Source organism: Mesorhizobium sp. WSM4310, assembly GCF_007003935.1.
In the GTDB taxonomy this organism is placed as follows: Bacteria; Pseudomonadota; Alphaproteobacteria; order Rhizobiales; family Rhizobiaceae; genus Mesorhizobium.
The window spans coordinates 40,606-61,063 of record NZ_VFTA01000017.1 but is presented as its reverse complement, the minus strand read 5'-3'; the positions used below and the strand labels follow the sequence as shown (position 1 = coordinate 61,063).

At 64.1% G+C, this 20,458-nt stretch carries 20 protein-coding genes; 1 reads left to right on the top strand and 19 read right to left on the bottom strand.

Annotated elements, in window-relative coordinates:
* Positions 1-11: 11 nt before the first annotated feature.
* From FJV80_RS19070 to FJV80_RS18985, 18 genes are all read right to left on the bottom strand, one after another.
* Complete coding sequence (locus tag FJV80_RS19070; protein WP_142877130.1) at positions 12-713, bottom strand: tRNA (guanosine(46)-N(7))-methyltransferase TrmB; 702 nt, start codon at positions 711-713, stop codon at positions 12-14.
* Positions 714-739: 26 nt separating this feature from the next.
* Positions 740-2,005: a methionine adenosyltransferase gene (metK, locus tag FJV80_RS19065; protein WP_142877129.1), complete on the bottom strand. Its 1,266-nt coding sequence runs from the start codon at positions 2,003-2,005 to the stop codon at positions 740-742.
* Positions 2,006-2,173: 168 nt separating this feature from the next.
* Positions 2,174-2,593 carry a helix-turn-helix transcriptional regulator gene (locus FJV80_RS19060; protein ID WP_095771968.1) on the bottom strand — a complete coding sequence of 140 codons (420 nt, stop codon included), beginning with the start codon at positions 2,591-2,593 and terminating at the stop codon, positions 2,174-2,176.
* Between the two features lie 138 nt (positions 2,594-2,731).
* A complete protein-coding gene (gene lnt, locus FJV80_RS19055; RefSeq protein WP_095771820.1) occupies positions 2,732-4,324 on the bottom strand; it encodes an apolipoprotein N-acyltransferase in 1,593 nt (530 codons plus the stop codon).
* 201 nt (positions 4,325-4,525) lie between these two features.
* Positions 4,526-4,996 carry a VOC family protein gene (locus FJV80_RS19050; RefSeq protein ID WP_095771819.1) on the bottom strand — a complete coding sequence of 157 codons (471 nt, stop codon included), beginning with the start codon at positions 4,994-4,996 and terminating at the stop codon, positions 4,526-4,528.
* 13 nt (positions 4,997-5,009) lie between these two features.
* Positions 5,010-6,104, bottom strand: coding sequence for a hemolysin family protein (locus tag FJV80_RS19045; protein ID WP_142877128.1), 1,095 nt, complete (start codon positions 6,102-6,104; stop codon positions 5,010-5,012).
* A gap of 27 nt (positions 6,105-6,131) precedes the next feature.
* Entirely contained in the window at positions 6,132-6,632 is a 501-nt protein-coding gene (gene ybeY, locus FJV80_RS19040) for an rRNA maturation RNase YbeY (RefSeq protein ID WP_095771817.1), read from the bottom strand.
* A 19-nt stretch (positions 6,633-6,651) separates the two neighbouring features.
* Positions 6,652-7,644 (bottom strand): PhoH family protein, encoded by a 993-nt coding sequence (locus FJV80_RS19035; RefSeq protein WP_245318074.1) that lies wholly within the window; start codon positions 7,642-7,644, stop codon positions 6,652-6,654.
* An 83-nt stretch (positions 7,645-7,727) separates the two neighbouring features.
* Positions 7,728-9,137, bottom strand: a complete 1,410-nt coding sequence (gene miaB, locus FJV80_RS19030; RefSeq protein WP_095771815.1) for a tRNA (N6-isopentenyl adenosine(37)-C2)-methylthiotransferase MiaB — start codon at positions 9,135-9,137, stop codon at positions 7,728-7,730.
* Between the two features lie 75 nt (positions 9,138-9,212).
* Positions 9,213-10,013, bottom strand: a complete 801-nt coding sequence (locus FJV80_RS19025) for a 1-acyl-sn-glycerol-3-phosphate acyltransferase (protein ID WP_142877127.1) — start codon at positions 10,011-10,013, stop codon at positions 9,213-9,215.
* A 27-nt stretch (positions 10,014-10,040) separates the two neighbouring features.
* Complete coding sequence (gene rimI / locus FJV80_RS19020) at positions 10,041-10,535, bottom strand: ribosomal protein S18-alanine N-acetyltransferase (RefSeq protein ID WP_010913305.1); 495 nt, start codon at positions 10,533-10,535, stop codon at positions 10,041-10,043.
* Positions 10,535-11,212, bottom strand: a complete 678-nt coding sequence (tsaB, locus tag FJV80_RS19015) for a tRNA (adenosine(37)-N6)-threonylcarbamoyltransferase complex dimerization subunit type 1 TsaB (RefSeq protein ID WP_095771813.1) — start codon at positions 11,210-11,212, stop codon at positions 10,535-10,537. The genes rimI and tsaB overlap by 1 nt, the downstream gene beginning before the upstream one ends.
* Before the next feature lie 96 nt (positions 11,213-11,308).
* The gene (locus FJV80_RS19010) at positions 11,309-12,412 is read right to left on the bottom strand and encodes a DUF1513 domain-containing protein (RefSeq protein WP_142877126.1); all 1,104 of its coding nucleotides are present in this window, start codon (positions 12,410-12,412) and stop codon (positions 11,309-11,311) included.
* A gap of 2 nt (positions 12,413-12,414) precedes the next feature.
* Complete coding sequence (locus FJV80_RS19005; protein ID WP_095771811.1) at positions 12,415-13,494, bottom strand: imelysin family protein; 1,080 nt, start codon at positions 13,492-13,494, stop codon at positions 12,415-12,417.
* Entirely contained in the window at positions 13,494-15,095 is a 1,602-nt protein-coding gene (locus FJV80_RS19000; protein ID WP_142877125.1) for a di-heme oxidoredictase family protein, read from the bottom strand. Before FJV80_RS19000 ends, FJV80_RS19005 begins: the two co-directional genes overlap by 1 nt.
* A 12-nt stretch (positions 15,096-15,107) precedes the next feature.
* Complete coding sequence (gene bfr / locus FJV80_RS18995; protein WP_019863056.1) at positions 15,108-15,593, bottom strand: bacterioferritin; 486 nt, start codon at positions 15,591-15,593, stop codon at positions 15,108-15,110.
* Positions 15,559-15,870: a (2Fe-2S)-binding protein gene (locus tag FJV80_RS18990; protein WP_142877124.1), complete on the bottom strand. Its 312-nt coding sequence runs from the start codon at positions 15,868-15,870 to the stop codon at positions 15,559-15,561. The genes bfr and FJV80_RS18990 overlap by 35 nt, the downstream gene beginning before the upstream one ends.
* Positions 15,871-15,982: 112 nt before the next feature.
* Complete coding sequence (locus FJV80_RS18985; protein ID WP_142877123.1) at positions 15,983-17,272, bottom strand: imelysin family protein; 1,290 nt, start codon at positions 17,270-17,272, stop codon at positions 15,983-15,985.
* A 434-nt stretch (positions 17,273-17,706) separates the two neighbouring features.
* Here FJV80_RS18985 and FJV80_RS18980 point away from each other — a divergent pair, with 434 nt between their 5' ends.
* Entirely contained in the window at positions 17,707-18,960 is a 1,254-nt protein-coding gene (locus FJV80_RS18980; RefSeq protein ID WP_142877122.1) for an FAD-dependent oxidoreductase, read from the top strand.
* A gap of 117 nt (positions 18,961-19,077) precedes the next feature.
* Here the strand turns inward: FJV80_RS18980 and FJV80_RS18975 are convergent, their stop codons facing one another.
* Positions 19,078-20,355, bottom strand: a complete 1,278-nt coding sequence (locus FJV80_RS18975; RefSeq protein ID WP_142877121.1) for a 4-aminobutyrate--2-oxoglutarate transaminase — start codon at positions 20,353-20,355, stop codon at positions 19,078-19,080.
* Positions 20,356-20,458 lie beyond the last annotated feature (103 nt).

The window sequence follows — 20,458 nt, the reverse complement described above, 5'->3', positions numbered from 1 at the left end:
GAGGGGCGCGCCTATTTCCTGACAAAGGTCAGATAGGCAGGCCGCCGGCCCTCGCGAACGGCCTTCGCCTCGTAACGCGTGCCTGGCCAGCGCTCATAGGGGCGATGCCAGTCGGCGGCTTCGGCCGCCTGCCATGCGAAGGCGCCATGCGCCCGGCAATGCAGCAAGGTCCAGTTCACATAGGTGTCGATATCGGACGCGAAGCGGAATTTTGAGCCCGGTTTCAAGACCCGCGCGAAACGCTCGAGATTGACCGGACTGACGAAACGCCGCTTCCAGTGCTTCTTTTTCGGCCATGGATCTGGATAGAGAAGATCGATGCCGTCGAGCGAGGCCGGCGGCAGCCAGTCGAGCAGCCGGGTGGCGTCATCGTCATGGACCCGCAAATTGGCCAGCGGCGTTGCCCGCACCGCCATCATCATCTTGGCCATGCCGTTGACGAAGGGCTCGACACCGATGAAGCCTGTTGTCGGCGCCTCGATGGCGCGGTGCAGAAGATGTTCGCCGCCGCCAAAGCCGATCTCGAGCCTGACGGCCGAAACGTCACTTTCAAACAGAGTGCGCAGATCCGACGGCGCATCAGCCGTCAGATCGAGCCGGTAGGCGCCAAGCCCGCTTTCCAGGGCCGCCGCCTGCTGCGGACGGACGGGCTTGCCGCGCCGACGACCGAAAAAGGCTTCGGTCGTACGGCTTGGCCTGTCTTGCGGGCTCATCTGGCGGCGCAGGTCTGTCGCAGCGTTCAGGCCGCGACAGCATCCTTGAGCGCCTTGGCGAGATCGGTCTTTTCCCAGGAGAAAGACCCGTCGCGGCCGGCCTTGCGGCCGAAATGGCCGTAGGACGACGTCTTGGCATAGATCGGCTTGTTGAGGTCGAGGTGGCGGCGGATGCCCGACGGCGACAGGTCCATCACCGTGCGCAGCGCATCCTCGAGCTTCGCCTCGTCGACCTTGCCGGTGCCGTGCAGGTCGACATAGACCGACAGAGGCTGGGCGACGCCGATGGCGTAGGAAAGCTGGATGGTGCAGCGGTCGGCAAGCTTCGCCGCCACGACATTCTTGGCGAGATAGCGCGCTGCATAGGCTGCCGAACGGTCGACCTTGGTCGTGTCCTTGCCCGAGAAGGCGCCGCCGCCATGCGGTGCCGCGCCACCATAAGTGTCGACGATGATCTTGCGGCCGGTGAGGCCGGCGTCACCGTCCGGGCCGCCGATGACGAACTTGCCGGTCGGGTTGATGTACCACATGCAATCGTCGGCGATCTTGAGCTCACCAAGCGCCTCGCGGATGTAGGGTTCGACGACCTTGCGGACCTTCTTGGAGTCCCACGTCGCGTCGAGATGCTGGGTCGACAGCACGATCTGCGTTGCCTCGGCGGCCTTGCCGTCGACGTAGCGGACGGTGACCTGGCTCTTGGCGTCCGGGCCGAGCCTGCCGGCCTCGCCGTTGTTTTGGTGGCGGGCGGCGGCCAGCAGTTCGAGGATCTTGTGGCTGTAGTAGATCGGCGCCGGCATCAGGTCCGGCGTCTCGCGGCAGGCATAGCCGAACATGATGCCCTGATCGCCCGCACCTTCCTCGCCTTGGCGGTCGGCGGCGTTGTCGACGCCCTGGCCGATGTCGGGCGACTGGCCGTGCAGGAGAACCTCGATCTTGGCCGTCTTCCAGTGGAACCCGGCCTGCTCGTAGCCGATCTCTCGGATCGCCTTGCGGGCGACGGATTTGAATTTTGCCGGATTCACCACCGGGTGGCCCGCGGCGTCCTTGAGGATGTTGCCAGCCTTGTCCTTCTTTAGCAGCGTCTCGGGAACGCGCACTTCGCCGGCGATGACGACGCGGTTGGTGGTCGCGAGCGTCTCGCAGGCGACACGGACTTTCCATGGGTCCATGCCGGTCTTTTTGGCCTCACGGTAGACCAGATCGACAATCTCGTCGGAGATCCGGTCACAGACTTTGTCGGGATGGCCCTCGGCAACGGATTCCGAGGTAAAGAAGTAGTTCTGCCGCGTCACGGGTGTCCCCTCTTGAAAAACGATCGGCAGGCTGCCGATTTTGGCGCGCCACGTGTTAGCGGGGCAAAGCGTCGCTCGTCAAGCGTTGCCGCCATGCTGGCACGACTGTCGATGTCGATATCTTGTGCCACCGGCGGCGAATGCCGCCGGTTCGAGGTGTATCGAGGGTCAGTCGAGATCTTCGGCGGCGAGCGACTTCACCAGGTCGATGATCCTGCGGCGGACCTTGACGTCGGCGATCTTGACGAAGGCCCGGTTGAGCTGAAGGCCTTCGGGACTGCCGCAGAATTCGACGGCGAAAGCCATCGACGCATCCTCGGAAAAGCCGCGGCCGGCCGCCGCCTCCTGGCCCGGCGCATCCTCGAAGAAGAAGGCGACGGGCACGCCGAGTATCGAGGCTATCGCCTGCAGCCGGCTGGCGCCGACGCGGTTGGTGCCCTTTTCATATTTCTGGATCTGTTGAAATGTGATGCCGAGATTTTCGCCCAGCTTTTCCTGGCTCATTCCGAGCATGTTGCGGCGAAGCCGGATGCGGCTTCCAACGTGAATGTCTATGGGATTGGGTTTCTTCTTGTTTTCTTCTGTCATTTTTTCCTCGCCGAATTTTTTCGGCTTTGTGATTTTTTCCCGCCCAAAAAAAGCCGGAGGCGACTGCCCCAACAGACCGATCCACCGACTTCGAGAAATTTTCAGGCGATACAGTATGAGTTTCTAATGTGTCGACTGTCAATTCACCCGTAGCCTTTGCCTTACGCTCAACAGCGCTCCCCCGAGCGCAAACAGCAACATGATCAGCATTCCGTTAATGCGCCTCTGGCCCGAGGAAATGACCGTCTGTCCGGCAATCGGCACCTTCACATCGATGGCTCCGCGCGCGTCGATGGCCAGTGCATCGACGATGCGTCCGTGTGGATCGACGACGGCCGAGATGCCGTTGTTGGCAGCACGCAGCAAGGGCAATCCGTTCTCCACCGCGCGAATCTGGGCCTGCCTGAAATGCTGATACGGTCCCGGTGTGTCCCCGAACCAGGCATCATTGGTAACGTTCACAATAAGCTGTGCTGACGCAGCGTCAACTGCCACAAGATCGGGAAAGATCACCTCGTAACAGATAAAAGGCAGGGCACGGATGCCGCCCGGCAGTGTGATGGCGTGGCGCTCGTTGCCGGCAGCGAACGTCACCGGTCCGGCGACAAGCTGCGCGATGCCGAAACGGTTGAGCAGGTCGCCGAAAGGCAGGTACTCGCCGAACGGCACCAGATGGACCTTGTCGACGGCATCGACGATTTCGCCCCTGTCGTTGATCGCCACCACGGAATTGTAATAGCGGCTGTCAGTGCTGGCCGCCGAGCCGCCTTCCTCGCGAACGACGCCGGCGATCAGCATCTGGCCATCGGCCAGCATGTCGCCCAGCGCCGTCAACGCGTCGGGGCGCTCGGTGAAGAGGAACGGCACCGAGGTTTCCGGCCAAAGAATGAGCTGTGGCTTGGCGTGACCGGGGTCCGGCGCCTTGGCGGACAGGCCGAGCAAGGTGGCGAAGATACGGTCGCGCACCGAGGCATCCCATTTTTCACTGAGGTCGACGGCCGGTTGGACAATGCGGACATCGAGGCTGCGCTCCGCCGGTTTTTCAGGAGCGGCAAGCCGGATGTAGCCGAAACCGACATGGGCCGATGCAAGCAGGCCGAACAGCGCCGCACCCAGGCGCAGATGCCGGCGCGCCGCGAGCAGCGCCGGCAATGAAAAGAGGAACACGGCAAGCACGTTCATGCCGATCATGCCGGTCACCGACACGCTCTGCATGAGGAGAGGCACCGGCATTGCTGCGTAGCCTATGGCATTCCAGGGGAAACCGGTGAACAGGAAGCCGCGCAGCCACTCCATCAGCCCGAAGCCGAAGGCAAGGGCGGCGATGCGGCCGATATCGCTGCTCCACAGAAGCCGGGCGACCATCGTCGCGAAGCCGTAGAAAAAGGCGAGCGCGAAGGGAATGCCGACCACGGCGAAGGGCAGCGCCCAGGCAAAGTCGTCTGCCTCGACCAGCAACGCCGAGCCGATCCACCAGAGGCCGGCGAGGAAATAGCCGAAGCCGAACCACCAGCCGACGGCGAAGGCCGGCCGCAAGCGTCTGAAAAGGCTGCCTGAAGCTTCGCCGGTCGCGCCGTCGAGCAGCCAGACCAGCAGCGGAAACGAGATGAAGCAGGCAGCGAAGAAATCATAGGGCGCCTGGCCAAGCACCGCCAGCGCCCCGGCAAGAAAGGCCAGGAGCGCACGCCGCCAACCCCAAAGCAGAATTATCCGGCCGGTCAGGCGCTCCATGCATACTTCCGAGTCGCGCGAATCAGGACGCAAGATTTATCAGGCCGCGGCCCGCGCTCCAAACGCCTGCCTGTCAGCCGCGATGATCCGATCGCGCTCTGGAGGGCGTCGCGTTGAAACGGATTCATGCGACGCGCTTTAGAGCTTTGTTTTTATGCATGTCGTTCTCCCAAACCGAGGTCACTTTTGGGGCGACATGCATTACCGGTGCCAGCCGTCGATGCGCAGGCCGCTCAGCCGCTCGGCCTCTTCGCGGGAAACGCAACGGATGGGCTGGGTGAAGGTCCAGACATGGCCCTCGCGATCGCGAGCCCGATACTGGCGTTCGCCGTAGAACTGGTCCGTCGGCTCCTGGATTATGTCGGCGCCGGCCGCCCGCGCCTTCTCGCAATGCGCCTCCAGGCCATCCCTGAGCCTGACATAGACCGACTGCGTGTTCTTGCCCGAGACCGAAGCCGGGCTCGCGACATAATCGCTCCATTCGGAATCGACGATGATGTAGCAGTCGCCGAACCGCATCTCGGCGTGGACGAGGTTGCCGTCGGCATCGCTCACCACCATGCTGCGCTCGAAGCCGAAAGCCGCTTCGAGCCACGCCAGCGCTGCGCGCGGATCTCTGTAGAAGACACCGGAACCCAGACTTGAATGCTTGAACGGGTCGTCCACCGTCATCTGCAGCGGAAACTCAAGCCTGTTCGGTGCGGGCCGTGGCGCGGCGACGGCGTTCGCCCTTCTGGCTTTGCACGATGCGCACGCGCTTGACGCGGCGCGGATCGGCATCGAGGACATGGAACTCGAAGCCCGGAATGGCCTGCACCACCTCGCCGCGCGCCGGCACGCGGCCGAGCGTGTTGAAGATCATGCCGCCGATGGTGTCGACATATTCGCCATGTTCGCCGGCGGCGAAATCCTCGCCGATCATCTTGGCGACCTCGTCGATCTCGGCCTTGCCGTCGACGATGAACACGCCGTCTCCGGCCTGGGTGATCATCGGCTCGTCGTCGTCATGCTCGTCCTCGATGTCGCCGACGACCATTTCGACAATGTCCTCGAGCGAGACAAGCCCGTCCGTGCCGCCATACTCATCGATGACCAGCGCCATCTGCGTGCGCGTTGTCTGCATCCGGCCCATCAGGTCGGAAGCAAGCATCGAGGGCGGCACGAACAGAACCTGGCGGATCAGATTGAGCTCGCCGATGGTGCGCGCGAGGTCGACCTGGGCAAGATCGAGTTGCGTGGCGACGGGCGTCTTCCTGGTGGTGCGCCCCTTCTTGACGCGCGCGAGCTTGGTGATGTGGGCCAGCACGTCGCGGATATGGACCATGCCGCGCGGGTCATCGAGCGTCTCGGAATAGACCGGCATGCGGGAATGGCCGGATTGTTCGAAGGTGCCCAGGAGATCGCCGAGTGTCGTGGTGATCTCGACCGCCTCGATATCGGCGCGCGGCACCATGACATCCTCGACGCGCACTTCACGCAGGCGCAGGATGTTGTTGAGCATGGCGCGCTCGCCGGGCGAGAAGGCGCCGGCATCGCTCGCCGTCTCGGCCAGAGCGTCGGCGATTTCCTCGCGCAGGCTGGTGCCATTACGTTGCCTGAACAGGCCCAAAACACGGTCGAACAGGGAGGGTCCGGCAGGCGTAGGCTCGCTGGCTGCGCTGCCGGCGCTGGCAGCACCAGAGGTAACGGTACTCGGACTTGATCCCTCTTCCGACGTATCGGAAGCCTTGGGCGCACTGCCGGCGTCAGGGCGGGCGGCAGTCTCTGGTTTGTCGTTCATCGTCGTCCGGTCAATTGTCAGATGTAGTTACGCGTAGGGATCGGGAATGGCAAGCCTTGCGAGCGCTGCGCGTTCGATGGCCTCCATCTCCTCGGCCTCGGCGTCGGTCTCGTGATCATGGCCCAGCAAATGCAGCAGGCCGTGGATGACGAGATGGGTGATATGGTTCTGCACTGGCTTGTCTTCCAGTGCCGCCTCGCGAGAAACCGTCTCGGCGGCGAGCACGATATCGCCCAGCATCGGCGGCAGCGGGCCGCCTTGTACAAACGGAAAAGCCGGGAAAGACAAGACGTTGGTGGGCTTGTCCTTACCCCGCCATTCGGCATTGAGCGTACGTATATGAGCGTCGTCGGAAAAAACGACGCTGAGTTCGGAACGGCCAGTCACGCCGGTCTCGGTGAAAGCAGCGCCAACCGCACGATCGACCAGCCGTGTCAGGCTTGCCTCATCGGGCCAATCACCCGCTTCGACCGATATATCGATGTCGACGGGAGGCTCCCCGTCGCCGGATAAATTGTCCTCAGGCATGAAGCGGCATCGTCAAAAATCAATTCTCGGCGCCGAGGCCGCGCGCCAGCTTGGCGTCGCGGTCATAGGCCCTGACGATTTCCGCCACCAGCGGATGGCGAACGACATCGACATCGTTGAAACGCACGGTGACCGCGCCGGCCACACCGTCGAGGACGCGCAAGGCTTCGACCAGGCCCGATTTCGTGCTCGGGGGAAGGTCGATCTGGGTGGGATCGCCGGTGACGATCATGCGCGAATTCTCGCCGAGACGGGTCAGGAACATCTTCATCTGCATCGGCGTGGTGTTCTGCGCCTCGTCGAGGATGACCGCGGCATGCGCCAGCGTGCGGCCGCGCATGAAGGCGAGCGGCGCGATTTCAATGACTTCGGCGGCAATGGCGCGCTCGACCTTGTCGGCCGGCATCATGTCGTAGAGGGCGTCATAGAGCGGCCGCAGATAGGGATCGACCTTCTCCTTCATGTCGCCGGGCAGAAAGCCCAGCCGCTCGCCGGCCTCGACGGCCGGCCGCGACAGGATGATGCGCTCGACCATGCCGCGCTCGAGCAGCATCGCCGCATGCGCAACCGCCAGATAGGTCTTGCCGGTGCCTGCCGGACCGATGCCGAACACCAGTTCCGACCGCTCCAGGGCCCGCATATAGGCGTCCTGGTTCAGCGAACGGGCATAGATGGTCTTCTTGCGGGTGGAGATCTGGGCAGCGGAGACCTTGCCCTTGCGCTCCAGCGTCGGCAGGGTCAGTTGATCGTCGGCGGCGACCGCCATGCGCACGGCGCCGTCAACGTCGGACTGGCCGATATCGACGCCCTTCTGCAGAATGCCATAGAGATTGTCCAAGGCACGGCGCGCCTGTTCAGCGGCCGAAGCCGACCCCTTGATGGTCAGCTGGTTGCCGCGCGAGCGGATGTCGACGCCGAGCTTCTGCTCGAGCCGGGCGAGGTTCTCGTCGAACTGACCGTAAAGGGCGCTGGCAAGCTTGTTGTTGTCGAAAGTCAGAACGATGTGCGCCATGTCAGAAGCCCCAGATGCCGGTACCGGGGGCAGGTTCTTCAGCTCTGCTGCGCTCAACCGTCTCTCCTCATCTGCCGAGACCATCAGGCCAATTCGGCGAACAGGCTATTGTAGCCCGTCTTCGTGATTCGCACCTGGATAATGTCACCGATTTCGCCGGCCTTTTCATCAACAATAACCGGCTGCAGCCAAGGTGAGCGGCCGACCTTCTGGCCGGCCTGCCGGCCGGGCTTCTCGATCAGCGTGTCGATGGTGCTGCCGACCAGGCTGGAACCGAAGTCCTGCTGTTGCTTCAACAGCAGTGCCTGCAGCCGCTGCAAGCGCTCGTCCTTGACTGTTTCGGGCACATGATCGGCCATTTCGGCGCCCGGCGTGCCGGGGCGCGGCGAATATTTGAACGAAAAGGCCGAGGCGTAGTTCACCTGGCGCACCAGGTCCATCGTCGCCTCGAAATCGGCCTCCGTCTCGCCGGGGAAGCCGACGATGAAGTCACCGGACAAAGCGATATCGGGACGTGCGGCACGGATGCGATCGAGCAGGGCCAGATAATCCCTGGCCGTATGCCTGCGGTTCATCGCCTTGAGGATGCGGTCGGACCCCGATTGCACCGGCAGATGCAGATAAGGCATCAGCGACGGCAGGTCACGGTGGGCTGATATGAGCTCGTCATCCATGTCGCGCGGGTGGCTCGTGGTGTAGCGCAGCCGCGCCAGTCCAGGAATTTCGGCCAGCCGGAACAGCAGGCGGCCAAGGCCCCATTCCTCGCCGTTCGCGCCCTGGCCGTGCCAGGCATTGACGTTCTGGCCGAGCAGCGTCACCTCGCGCACGCCAGCCTCCGCCAGCCGCTCGGCCTCGGCGACGATCTGCGCCACCGGTCGCGACACTTCCGAGCCCCTTGTATAGGGCACCACGCAGAAGGTGCAGAACTTGTCGCAGCCTTCCTGCACGGTGAGGAAGGCGGTGACGCCGCGCTTGATGACCTCGGCGCGCTTGGGCTGCGGCAGATGGTCGAACTTGTCTTCGATGGCGTAGTCGGTCTCGACGATCTTCTCGCCGCCGCGCACCCTCGCCAGCACGTCGGGCAGACGGTGATAGGTCTGCGGCCCGATGACAAGGTCGACGGCCGGCGAGCGCCTGATGATCTCGGCACCCTCGGCCTGCGCCACGCAGCCAGCGACGCCGATCAGCATTTCGCGGCCGGCAATGGCGCGCTCCGCCTTCATGTCGCGGATGCGGCCGAGCTCGGAATAGACCTTCTCCGCCGCTTTCTCCCTGATGTGGCAGGTATTGAGCAGCACCAGGTCGGCCTCGTCGATGGCATCGGTCGCGGTGTAGCCGTCGGCGGCCAGCGCATCGCCCATGCGCTGTGAATCATAGACGTTCATCTGGCAGCCATAGGTCTTGATGAAGACCTTCTTCGCTGCCTTGGCGCGCACTGCCGGCTGTCCGGCCACACTGCCGATGTCGTCGCTTTCAATCGTGTTCAAGTCCATCCGGCGGCTTCTAACGCCTTTCCGTGACAAAAAACAGACGATTCTCGGCGCGCACGCGCAGGCGCAGGATCCAGGCTAGCGGCTCGGGCGCGGATCGGCGAGTGCCGCCTGCATCATCCCGCGCACCTGGCTTTCCATCAGCCTGGCCGTTTCCTTGCGGTTCGAGCCCTTGGCAAACGCGACCGGCTCGCCGAAATGCACTTCGACGTCGAGCGCGCCCTCCGCCATCAGCACCTTGAGGTGCGGAATCAGATCCTCGTCGCCGATCCAGGCCGAGATCGGCCGATGGCGGCGGCCGAGCGGCACGCCGTGCAGGCGCGTATAGGCGATCGCCACCGGCTGGATGAACACCTGCTCGGCCGCGCCCTCCGAAAGCGCCATCGAGGCCGCACCGAACAGCGTGCTCTTGAACGGCAGGACGGCATTGCCGTCGCCGGTCGACCCCTCGGCAAACAGCACCATGGCATCGCCCTTGGCCATGCGACTGGCGATCTCGCTTGCCTGGTCGCCGGAAGAACGCTTGCGTTCGCGCTCGATGAAGACGGTTCGCTGCAGTTTCGACAGCATGCCGATCAGCGGCCAGCCTTCCATATCGGCCCTGGCGATGAACTTCACATCGGCAAAGGACCCAAGCACCATGATGTCGGTCCACGAGATGTGGTTCGAGGCCACCAGCAAGGGGCGCTTGTCGGACAGCGTTCCCTTGACATGGACGCGCATGCCGAGCGCCCTGAGGATCAGCCGGTGCCAGATCTTGAGAATGACGGTTTCCGGCCACCAGCCGGTCTTCATCGACAGGATCTGCAATGGCACCAGGACCAGCGAGCCGGCGACGACAAGGCCCAAGGCCAGGAAAATCCTGATTTTTCCGATCATGCTGTCCTGGCCCTACCCGACCTCTGGCTAGCGAAGATCGCGGCGCATGACAAGCGCGCCGGTCGGCCCGCGATCGGGCGACTTGTAGTAGTCCGGGCGCTTGCCGACTTCGCGGAAGCCCAGCCGACGGTAGAGGGCGATCGCGGCGACATTGGTCTCGTCGACCTCGAGGAACAGCGCTTCGGCGCGCTGTGCGTGCAGTTCGCGCAGCACCGCATCCATCAATTGCCAGCCCAGTCCCTGGCGGCGGTGCGATCGCGCCACCGCGACCGTCAGGATCTCGCCCTCGCCGGCGGCCAGGCGGGCGAGCACAAAGCCGACGGGCGGCTTGGCCCCCTGCCCGGTCTCGCGCGCGGCGTAACCGAACACGGTGTCCTGCTCGAGCAGGGCGGCGAACTCGCCATCGGTCCACGGACGGACAAAGTCCTCGCGATGCAGCACCGAGACCGCAGGGCTGTCGGTGATCCTGAGCGGCTCGAGAGCATAGTCCCGGCGGCGCGGCTGCAGAAAAGGTATGCGCATCAATTTTGTTGCCTCGAAAGAATAAATCCGGCTTGCGGCTTTGCATCCGCGCCGCGCAGGTAAAGTGGTTTCGGCCTTTCGCCCTCGCCTTTGGCGGCGGCCAGACGGGCGTAGGTGAGAACATCAGCGGTCGCCGTCTGAGGCCCGATATCGGAACGCCGGCCCACCGATTCGGCGATCTGCACTGCCGCAGTTCCGGCAAGCGCCGCAGAGGTCTCCCTCGCCAAGGCACTGACTTCCGGCAGCGTGGTCACTGCTGGACCGTAAGTCAAAACTAACGCTCTATCGTACAGTGCTGCATGGATTTCCTCGCGACCGGCATCCAGCGCCGCCAGCACGGCGCGGCCGGGAAATGCCAGTGCGGCCTCGGCGGCCAAAGCTTCGAGCGTCGTCACGCCGATCGCCGGGATTTTCAGCGCCAGCGCCAGGCCACGCGCCGTGGAGACACCGACGCGCAGGCCGGTGAAGGAACCGGGGCCGACGGAAACGGCAATGGCGCCAAGGCCAGGGTAGTCGGTTGCGGCGGCCTTCAGCGCCTCGGCGATGACCGCCATCAGGTGCTCGGCATGGCCCTTGCCGAGATCGAGCACCGCACGGCCAAGCTCTCGCCCGGCCGCCGCGTCGTAGACGCAGGCGGCGCAGAGGCTGGCGGCACAGTCGATGGCAAGCACTTTCATGAAACGACCGGTTCCGAGAAACACTTCCCTGTGCCCGCCAGGGCGCGCCACCGCAAGCATAATTTGTTAAGCGGCTTCGGTTCCGCCAGCGGGCTGTCAGACCTGTTCGATGCGCAGCATGTGGTTGTCCCAGACATAGTCCGGCTCTGACCGTGTCGCGCCGCTGCCCTCGATAATCTCGCCGGCGCCGGTGGTGGCCATGAAGCCCGATCCGTCCGGCGCCAGGCCACAGACCTCGACCAGCGCGCTGGACGAAACGACCCGGCCGCTGGCCGCGTCGATCACGACAAGCGAATTGCCTTCCGGCGACGAGACGGCGACGGTGCCGGCGGTCGCGTTGGTGGCGACCGAGCCGATATAGTTGCGGAAGCCGGACAGCACGTCCTGCGGCATGTCGAGAAGCTGCAACTCCTTGCCGCGCACGGCGCGGCCGACCAGCAGCGGACGATCGGTGCCCGGCCCCCGGTACTGGCAGCCAAACCAGACGGTGCCGGACGGGTCGGCATCCATGTGGCGGATCGACAGCTGGTGCAGGGAAGCCGGCAATTCATGCCTTTCGACGAGGTCGCCGGTGACGCGGTCGATGAGCACGTAGGATGGCTTCATTGTGGCGATGTTGAGCTCGGCGCGGCCATAGTCGGGATGGGTCTCGATGCCGCCATTGGCGACCGCGATCGTCCGGCCGTCGCCCATGAGCAGGAGCTCGTGCGGGCCCACGCCATAGGTCGGGAATTCGCCGATGCGGCTGAATTTCGCGCGTGCATCGTAGACGCCGACGACGCCGGCCGCATTGTCGAAATCGTTCTCGGTGGCATAGAGCAGGGCGCCGTCGGGCGAGAACACGCCATGGCCGAAGAAATGCCTGCCGGCAATGCTGGCGATGGTCTGCGGCGCCTCACGGCCCGAATGATCGAAAACGACGGCGAAGGTACCGGGCTGGCGGGCGAAGACCACCGAGCGCTTCGACAGGGGATCAAAAGCGACGTCGTGGCCGCGATCGGGCAGGTCGATCGCATGCAGCACCTTGCCGGCCTCGGACAGCACGGCGGCGCCAAAACCGCCGTCGCGCTTGAGGAAAGCGGTGGCGAAGACGGCGTCGACAGCAAGCGTCTTCGCCCAGGCCGACGGCGCCATCGCGGCAGCGAAGCCGATGCCCGCAACCCTCAGGAAATCCCGGCGATCGATGAGCGGCGTGCGCATGCTCAGTCCCCATCCAATGACGAAAACCCGGCGGTCAGGCCGAATTCGGCGGTCAGCCGGGTGCCGATCAGGGTCGACAGGCTGGAGGTGATCAGCGCGAAATGCTCGAGCTTTTCGCGCAGCGCGGGGTCGGCGAGCGTCTTGTCGATCGGACCCTGGATCGATTTCGCGGTGGCGACGCCGTTGACCAGCTGGATGTGGATGGACTCCGCCATCCAGCGTGCATCGGGCGGTAGCGCATCGCCAAGTTTCGAGGCCTGGAACAGCGCGTCGACGCCGGCGAGATTTCCGGCCAGCGCATTGGCGGTGTTTTGCGAGCGCCAGTAGATTGCCTGTTTCGGCTTGTCCGAATCCGGCTTGCCGCCAAGGAAACCTTTCAGGCGGACATCCCTGACCATCTCCAGCTCGTTGATGAAAACGCCGACCAGTTCGGTGACCGCTTCGTTGCCGTCGCGGTAGAGCGCGTTCTGCGGTCCCGGATTGGCCCAAAGCGCGGCAAAGCCGTCCGGCTTGTTCCAGGCCGCGCTGACGTCACCGGCCATGGTTTCGATATTGCCGGCAACCGCCGCGCCATAGGCGCAGCGATAGGGATCGTCCTTGCCCGCCAGCGCGTCGGCGCCGTCGCCGAAAAGCACGAACTCCAGCGCGCCGAGCCCCTGCATGGCGACGCTCTTGCCGGCCAGTTGTTTCGGATCGGTCGCCGTCGAATCCTTGTCCGCCAGCGCCGCCTGCACCTGTTTCAGGCCTATGCTCTTGCGATCCGGCCAGTAGAGGATGCGCTCCAGCCGATTGTTCTCCTTGATCGGGCCGAAACCGATGATTTCGGCCGACGACCAGGCATAGACCGTGGCCGAGAATTCGGCCCGCACCGCATCCAGCTCTCCTTGCGAGGGCGCTTCACAGAGCTTGTGCATCGCATGCGTCAACGCTTCCGCATGCTGGTGCAGATCGGCATAGGCCGGACGGACAAAGCCGTCGATTGCCCGCTGGATGATGTCGGAGGCTTTCACCGCCGCCGAGGCCGGGAAAACACCGAGCAGAGCCAGCGGAAGAACGAGAACCAGTGCAGAGCGCTTCAGCATCACAGTGACTCCAGGAATTTGACCAGCGCATCGCGCTCGGCCGCGTTGGCGGCGGCAAAGCGGTCGCGCGCCTTCCGCGCCTCGCCACCATGCCACAGGATCGCCTCGGTCAGGCTGCGCGCGCGGCCATCATGCAGAAAGAAGGAATTGCCGTTGACGGTTTCGGTGAGGCCGATGCCCCACAGCGGCGGGGTGCGCCATTCGCTTCCCGTCGCATCGCCCACCGCCTGGCCGTCGGCCAGGTCGGGTCCCATGTCGTGCAGCAGGAAATCGGAATAGGGCCAGATCAGCTGGAAGGCCTGCGCTTTGTCAGGCGCATCCCGACGAGTGACGAATTTCGGCGTGTGGCAGGAAACGCAGCCGATCTCGTAAAAGAGCTTCTTGCCGGCGAGCGCGCCAGGCGCGGCGAGATCGCGGCGCGCCGGCACCGCCAGGTTCTGCGAATAGAAGGTGACGAGAGCCATCACTGGCGGCGGCGCCTCGACCGGACCGAGGCGCGCCTGCACGCCATTCGGCATGGCCAGGCATTTTGCCTGTGCGGTGGTGCAATCGCCCCAGTGCTTTGGTTGTTCCGGCGTCGAGATGCCGATATCACCGGCGAAGGCGTCCGCCGCCTGCTGGCGGATCGTCGCGGTCTGTGCTTTCCAGCCGAAACGGCCAAGCGTCAGTTCGCCACTCAGCCTGTCACGCACGATGTTCGGCTTGCCGGAGATGCCGTCATTGTCGCGGTCTTCCGGATCGGCATGAGCAAGAATGTCAGCCGGCGCGATCTGCTCGATCAGGCCAAGGCCGATCATCGGCGGCGTCAGGCGCGGCGACAGCGTGGTGCGCGGATCAAGCGGCCCATAAGCGAGATCGGTGACGGAGTAGCTGGGCTTGCGCAGGGAAACCGCCGTGCCGTCCGCCAGCGTCACCTGCCGTTCCTGATAATCGACGCGCATCCGGCCTTCGCCGCGCAAGCCGGGCACGGCCAGCTCCTGCAACTGCGTCCCGTAGACCGGGTCGGGGAAATTGGGCAGATCGCGGTCGGCAATGGCCGACTTTTCCTCTGCGCTGCTGGCGTCGCGCGCCAGCCGCAGGAACATCGAGGTGGTGCCGATATCGCCTTGCGGCGGGCGACCGCGGCCGTCCTTCAGATGGCAGTTCTGGCAGGCGCGTTCGTTGAACAGCGGACCCAGCCCGTCCGACGCCTGCGTCGAAGATGGCGACGACACCCAGTTCTTGCGGAACAGGGCGTCGCCGAGCTTGAAAGTGCCCTGTTGCTCGAAGCTGATGTTGGCCGAGGATTGCGAGAAGGCGTCGCGGCTGACGTCTTTCTCAGACGTGCCGGCGCCGCCTTGCATCAGTTCGAACGGCTCGGGTTTGGAGAAATCCGTGGTCAACTTGGTGACGGCGGTGACGCGCGCCTGATCCTTGGCATTGAGGTCGCTGCGCGTCGTGGCGAGTCCGGCCGGCTGAAGCTCGCCGGCAATCGCGGGCGATGTCAGCGCCAACACGAGAATGGTGCAGCGCCGACGAGCCAGTCCGGCTGGTCTCTTCAGGTGAAACGGCGAGCCATCGGCCCGCCGCAAGCGGCGGGATAATTCTAGCAGGCGCCGCATTCCCGCATGCCTTTACTCCGCCTCGTTGGCCGAGTCGGCGTTGAGCTGGCCGTACTTCTCCTCGCCGATCGAGGCGAGCAGGTCGAGCTGCGTCTCGAGGAAGTCGATGTGACCTTCCTCGTCAGCCAGCAGATCCTCAAACAGTTTCATCGTCACGTAGTCGCCCACCTCATGGCAGATTTCGCGCGAACGCTTGTAGGCCGTGCGCGCGTCATATTCGCCGGCAAGGTCGGATTCGAGCACTTCCTTGACATTCTGCCCGATGCGCAGCGGCGCCACGGACTGCAGGTTCGGATGGCCTTCAAGGAAGATGATCCGGGCGATGAGCCTGTCGGCGTGGTGCATCTCCTCGATCGATTCCGCCCGCTCCTTCTTGGCCAGCTTCGTGTACCCCCAATCCTCCAGCAGACGGAAATGCACCCAATATTGATTGACGGCTCCAAGCTCCAGGAAAAGCGCCTCGTTAAGCCGCTCGATGATCAGACTTTCGCCTTTCATGGGTTCTGCTCCCGTATTGGACGCGCAGGCCTCTGACGCGATCCAGGTGTGAAACGACATCGGCGCCGCTCGCCTCCGAGCGGGCGTGGTAATTTTCGGTAACCCGAATGATCGTTTCGACCACATTTGGGAAACAGCCGCAACAGCGGCCACGCTTTTGCATCGCGTGATAGACCTTGGCCGGCACGATGAGTTGCCAGGGGTCCAGGTCCAGCAGCCCGATGATCGTCTGCTCGATCTCCTTCTCGGTGATGACATTGCAATGGCAGATCAGCATTTACAGGGCTCGGATGGCTGACGGCGCCTCCCGCGCCGTGTGGCTTGTTCTGGTCCCGGAGCCCATTTCGAAGCCGATTATCAGCTTCCGACCGGGCTCCAGGTTTCGGCGCTTACTTGAACACCTTGTCGGGTGCGTCGAGGCTGTCGGAGCCTTCGAAGGCGATGGCGTTGAGTTTCAGCGAGCCGACGGCACGCTCGATCGATTTGGTCTGATCGATCAGGGCGTCGATCGCCGCCTGCACGGTGGCGTTGCCCGCAGCGTTACCCTCGGCGATCTGCTGGTCATAGGCCTCGCCGGCCTCGGCCCGCGCCTTGATCGCCTCCATCTTGGCGACGTTGACGTCGAGCTTGTCAGACAGCTCCTTGTCGATCGCAGGATCGGCCGCCTTGACCATGTCATGCACCGAAGGTCCGGAAACGACGGTGCCGTCGAGGCGCGGGTAGCTGGCCAGGTAGGCGGCGCGGATGCCTATCGCATCATAGAGGTGGGAATTGTAGGTGTTGTCGGAGAAGCAGTCTTGCTCCTCCTCGGGATCATGCAGCATCAAGCCGAGTTTCATGCGTTCACCGGCCAGTTCGCCGTAGGACAGCGAGCCCATGCCGGTGAAGATGACCGAGATCGCCGTGTTCGGCTCGCCATCGGCGAGGTTCTTGCGTGCGGCCCCGTCTGCCTTCCAGTCGTTGACCATCTTCCGCAGGTCCGAAACCAGAAGGGTGGTGGCGGACTTCAGATATTCGGCACGGCGGTCACAATTGCCGCCGGTGCAGTTCTTGAGGTCGTAGTCGGTGTAAGGGCGCTCGCCGGCGCCCGGGCCGGTGCCGTGCAGGTCCTGGCCCCAGAGCAGGAATTCGATGGCGTGATAGCCGGTGGCGACATTGGCCTCGACGCCGCCGGCTTGCTGCAGCGTGCCGGAGAGGAATTCCGGCGAAAGCTTCGAGGCATCGACCTTCTTGCCGTTGATCTCGATTTCCTTGTTGGCGATCACATTGGCCGTATAGAGCGAATTCGTGTCCGATTCCGTGCCGTAGCTCTTGGCGACATAGTCGATCAGGCCTTCGTCCAGCGGCCAGGAATTCACCTCGCCTTCCCAGTCGTCGACGATCTTGTTGCCGAAGCGGTAGACCTCGGTCTGCTGGTAGGGAACGCGCGATGCCTTCCAGGCGGCGCGGGCGGCATTGAGCGTTTCCGCCGACGGGTTGGCCAGCAGCGCATCGACCGCCTCGTCGAGAGCCTGCGCCGTGGTCAACGAATCCTCATATTTGGCAAGCGCGATGTCGGAATAGGTCCTGATGACCGCTTTCGCGTCGGTTTCCGCCTTGGCAGGCAGCACGAACACCGCCGCCGTCAGCAGCGCCGTGGCACCAATCGCCGCCAGCCTGCCGCCATATCGTGCTGTCATCATCACTCTCCAGTTTCTCGGAAATTCCATAAGCGGCGCGCGCGGCGACCGGCGCGGGGCCACGTCGTTGCCAAAAGCGCCAAGACTTGCCGCGCCATTGCGCGGTTCAGGGAAGAACGACACCAAAATGCCTCCAATCGAACGGGTTCAAGGCCCAGACATCAAAGGGATGCGCCAATACGCAGGGTCCCATAAAGCTTCGACGCCGATGGAAGTCAACGACAATCTGCGGGAAAAGCCAATTGAAACAATAGTTTAGAATTATTCTAAACTACAGAAGTCAACTTTACACCTCGGCTGCGCCGGCTTCGCTGTCGAACTGTACGATTGACAGCCGCCGTTCCGGGTGCGACCCGCAAACGCTCTCTTGCGGCGGCGCCAGACAATTGCCACCTGCCGAGAGATCCTAGGATCGAATCAGGATTTGGGACGCGATGAAGAACGGCGTGGTCATTGTCGGTGCGGGTCATGCGGGCGTGCAAGCGGCCGCCAGTCTGCGCGAGGACGGCTATGACGGGCCGGTGATCCTCATCAGTGACGAGAACGAACTGCCCTACCATAAGCCGCCGCTGTCGAAGACCTTCATCAAGGATGCCGAGGCCAAGCCGCAACCGCTTCGGGGTGAGGCCTTCTATACCGGCAGCGCCATCGACTACCGGTCGGACGTGCGGATCGAGCGCATGGATGTCGGCGGCCGCAGCCTGGAGATATCAGGCGGCGGCATGCTTGCCTTCGACCATCTGATCCTGGCGACCGGGTCGCGCCCGCGCCTCCTGCCGCTGCCAGGCGCTGATCTGGCCGGCGTCTTGTCGCTGCGCTCGCTGGCCGATGCACGGCGGATCCGCGACCTGAGCGCACGGAGCGAAGATGTCGTCATCCTCGGTGGCGGCTTCATCGGGCTGGAGATCGCCGCGACGCTGCGCGCGGCCGGCCGCACGGTGACGGTGGTGGAAGCGGTGGACCGGCTGCTTGGCCGCGCCGTGGCGCCGGTGGTGGCGAGCCATGTCCGGCAAAGGCTGGAAGCGACCGGCGTGCGCATCCTGACTGGCACCTCGATTTCAAGCCTCGAAGGCGAAAACGGCCATGTCGTCGCCGCGATCACCTCGTCAGGCGAAAGGCTGCCGGCGCGCATGGTCATCGTCGGCATCGGCGCCGTGCCCAATGTCGAACTGGCGCAGGACGCCGGCCTTGCCATCGCCAACGGCATCCGTGTCGATCACCAGATGCGCAGTTCGGTGCCAGAAATCCTGGCCATCGGCGACGTCGCCTCCTACCGGCACTGGTTCACCGGCGGCGATGTGCGGCTGGAATCGGTGCAGAACGCCACCGACCAGGCCCGCCTCGCGGCGCGCACGATCACCGGTCACGCGGATGCCTATTCGGCGGTGCCATGGTTCTGGTCCGATATTGGCGACATGAAGCTGCAGATGGTCGGACTGACCGCCGGCGGCGACAGCCAAGTCGTGCTGGGCGAACTGCCCGACAACAAGTTCTCGATCTACCATTATGCCGGCGACCGGTTGCTCGGCATCGAATCCGTCAACCGCCCCGGCGACCACATGCTTGGCCGCAAGATGCTCGGCGCCGGCTTCTCGCCGACGCCGGAGACCGTGGCAATGGGTCCCGAAGGGTTGAAGGCGGCTCTGGCTGCCTTTCAGCAGGATGAGCCGGCAAGAGCTGCGGGATAGCCGCGCTTACCCTCCCTTGTGGGGAGGGGTCGCTGCGAAGCAGCGGGGTGGGGGTCGGCGCAATGCCCCCACCCGGACCTGCGGTCTGACCTCCCCACCAGAGGGAGGTAAGGTGGTTCAGGCAGCGCAGACTTCACGGATCGAGCTCTCCAGTATGTCGAGCGCCTCGTTCATGACCTCATCCTGGATGGTGATCGGCGCGAGGAAACGGATGACGTTGCCGTAGACGCCGCAGGTCAGCAGGATCAGGCCCTTGTCGAGCGCCTTCAGCCGGATGGCGTTGGCGATCTCGGCCGACGGCAGGCCCTTCTTGACGTCGTTGAACTCGACCGCGTTCATGAAGCCGAGGCCTCTTATATCGACGATCTCGGGCACGTCGTCGCGGATCGACTGCAGGCGCTGCTTCAGCCGCGCGCCCAGCGTGTTGGCACGGTCGCACAGCTTTTCGTCCTCGATCACATCAAGCACGGCATGCGCGGCCGCAACGCCGATCGGGCTGCCGCCATAGGTGCCGCCGAGGCCGCCGGGGCCGGGCGCATCCATGATCTCGGCGCGGCCGGTGACGGCCGACAGCGGGAAGCCGCCGGCCAGGCTCTTGGCCATTGTGGTGATGTCGGCCGCGACGTCGTGGTGATCCATCGCGAACATCTTGCCGGTGCGGGCAAAGCCGGTCTGCACCTCGTCGGCGATCAAAAGCATGCCGTGCTGGTCGCAGAGCTTGCGCAGCGCGGTCAGGAATTCGCGCGGCGCCTCGTAGAAACCGCCCTCGCCCTGAACCGGCTCGACAATGATGGCGGCGACGCGGGCCGGATCGACATCGGCCTTGAACAACCGGTCGAGTGCGGCAAGCGAATCGGCAACCGACACGCCGTGCAGCGGCACCGGGAACGGCGCGTGATAGACGTCGCCCGGCATGGCGCCGAAGCCGACCTTGTAGGGCACGACCTTGCCGGTCAGCGCCATGCCCATGAAGGTGCGGCCATGGAAGCCGCCGGCGAAGGCGATGACGGCCGGGCGTCCGGTGGCATTGCGGGCGATCTTGATTGCGTTCTCGACCGCCTCGGCGCCGGTGGTGACGAAGATGGTCTTCTTGTCGAACTTGCCGGGCAGCATTACGTTCAGCCGCTCGGCCAGCCTGACATAGCTTTCATAGGGCACGACCTGGTGGCAGGTGTGGGTGAAACGGTCGAGCTGCGCCTTGACCGCTTCGATCACCCTGGGATGGCGGTGGCCGGTGTTGACGACGGCGATGCCAGAGGAAAAGTCGATATAGCGACGGCCTTCGACATCCCAGATTTCCGAATTTTCGGCCCGGTCGGCATAGATTTGCGTGGTCATGCCGACGCCGCGCGAGATCGACTGGTTTTTGCGTTCGGAAATGGCTGAATTCTTCATGATATCCCTCATCGGGCCGGCGCCCGTCCTCGTTGATCAGGTGTCTTCTGACCTTATTTCACGTTTTCCTCAAGTCGGCACCACCGGCGGGCGATTGGGCCTG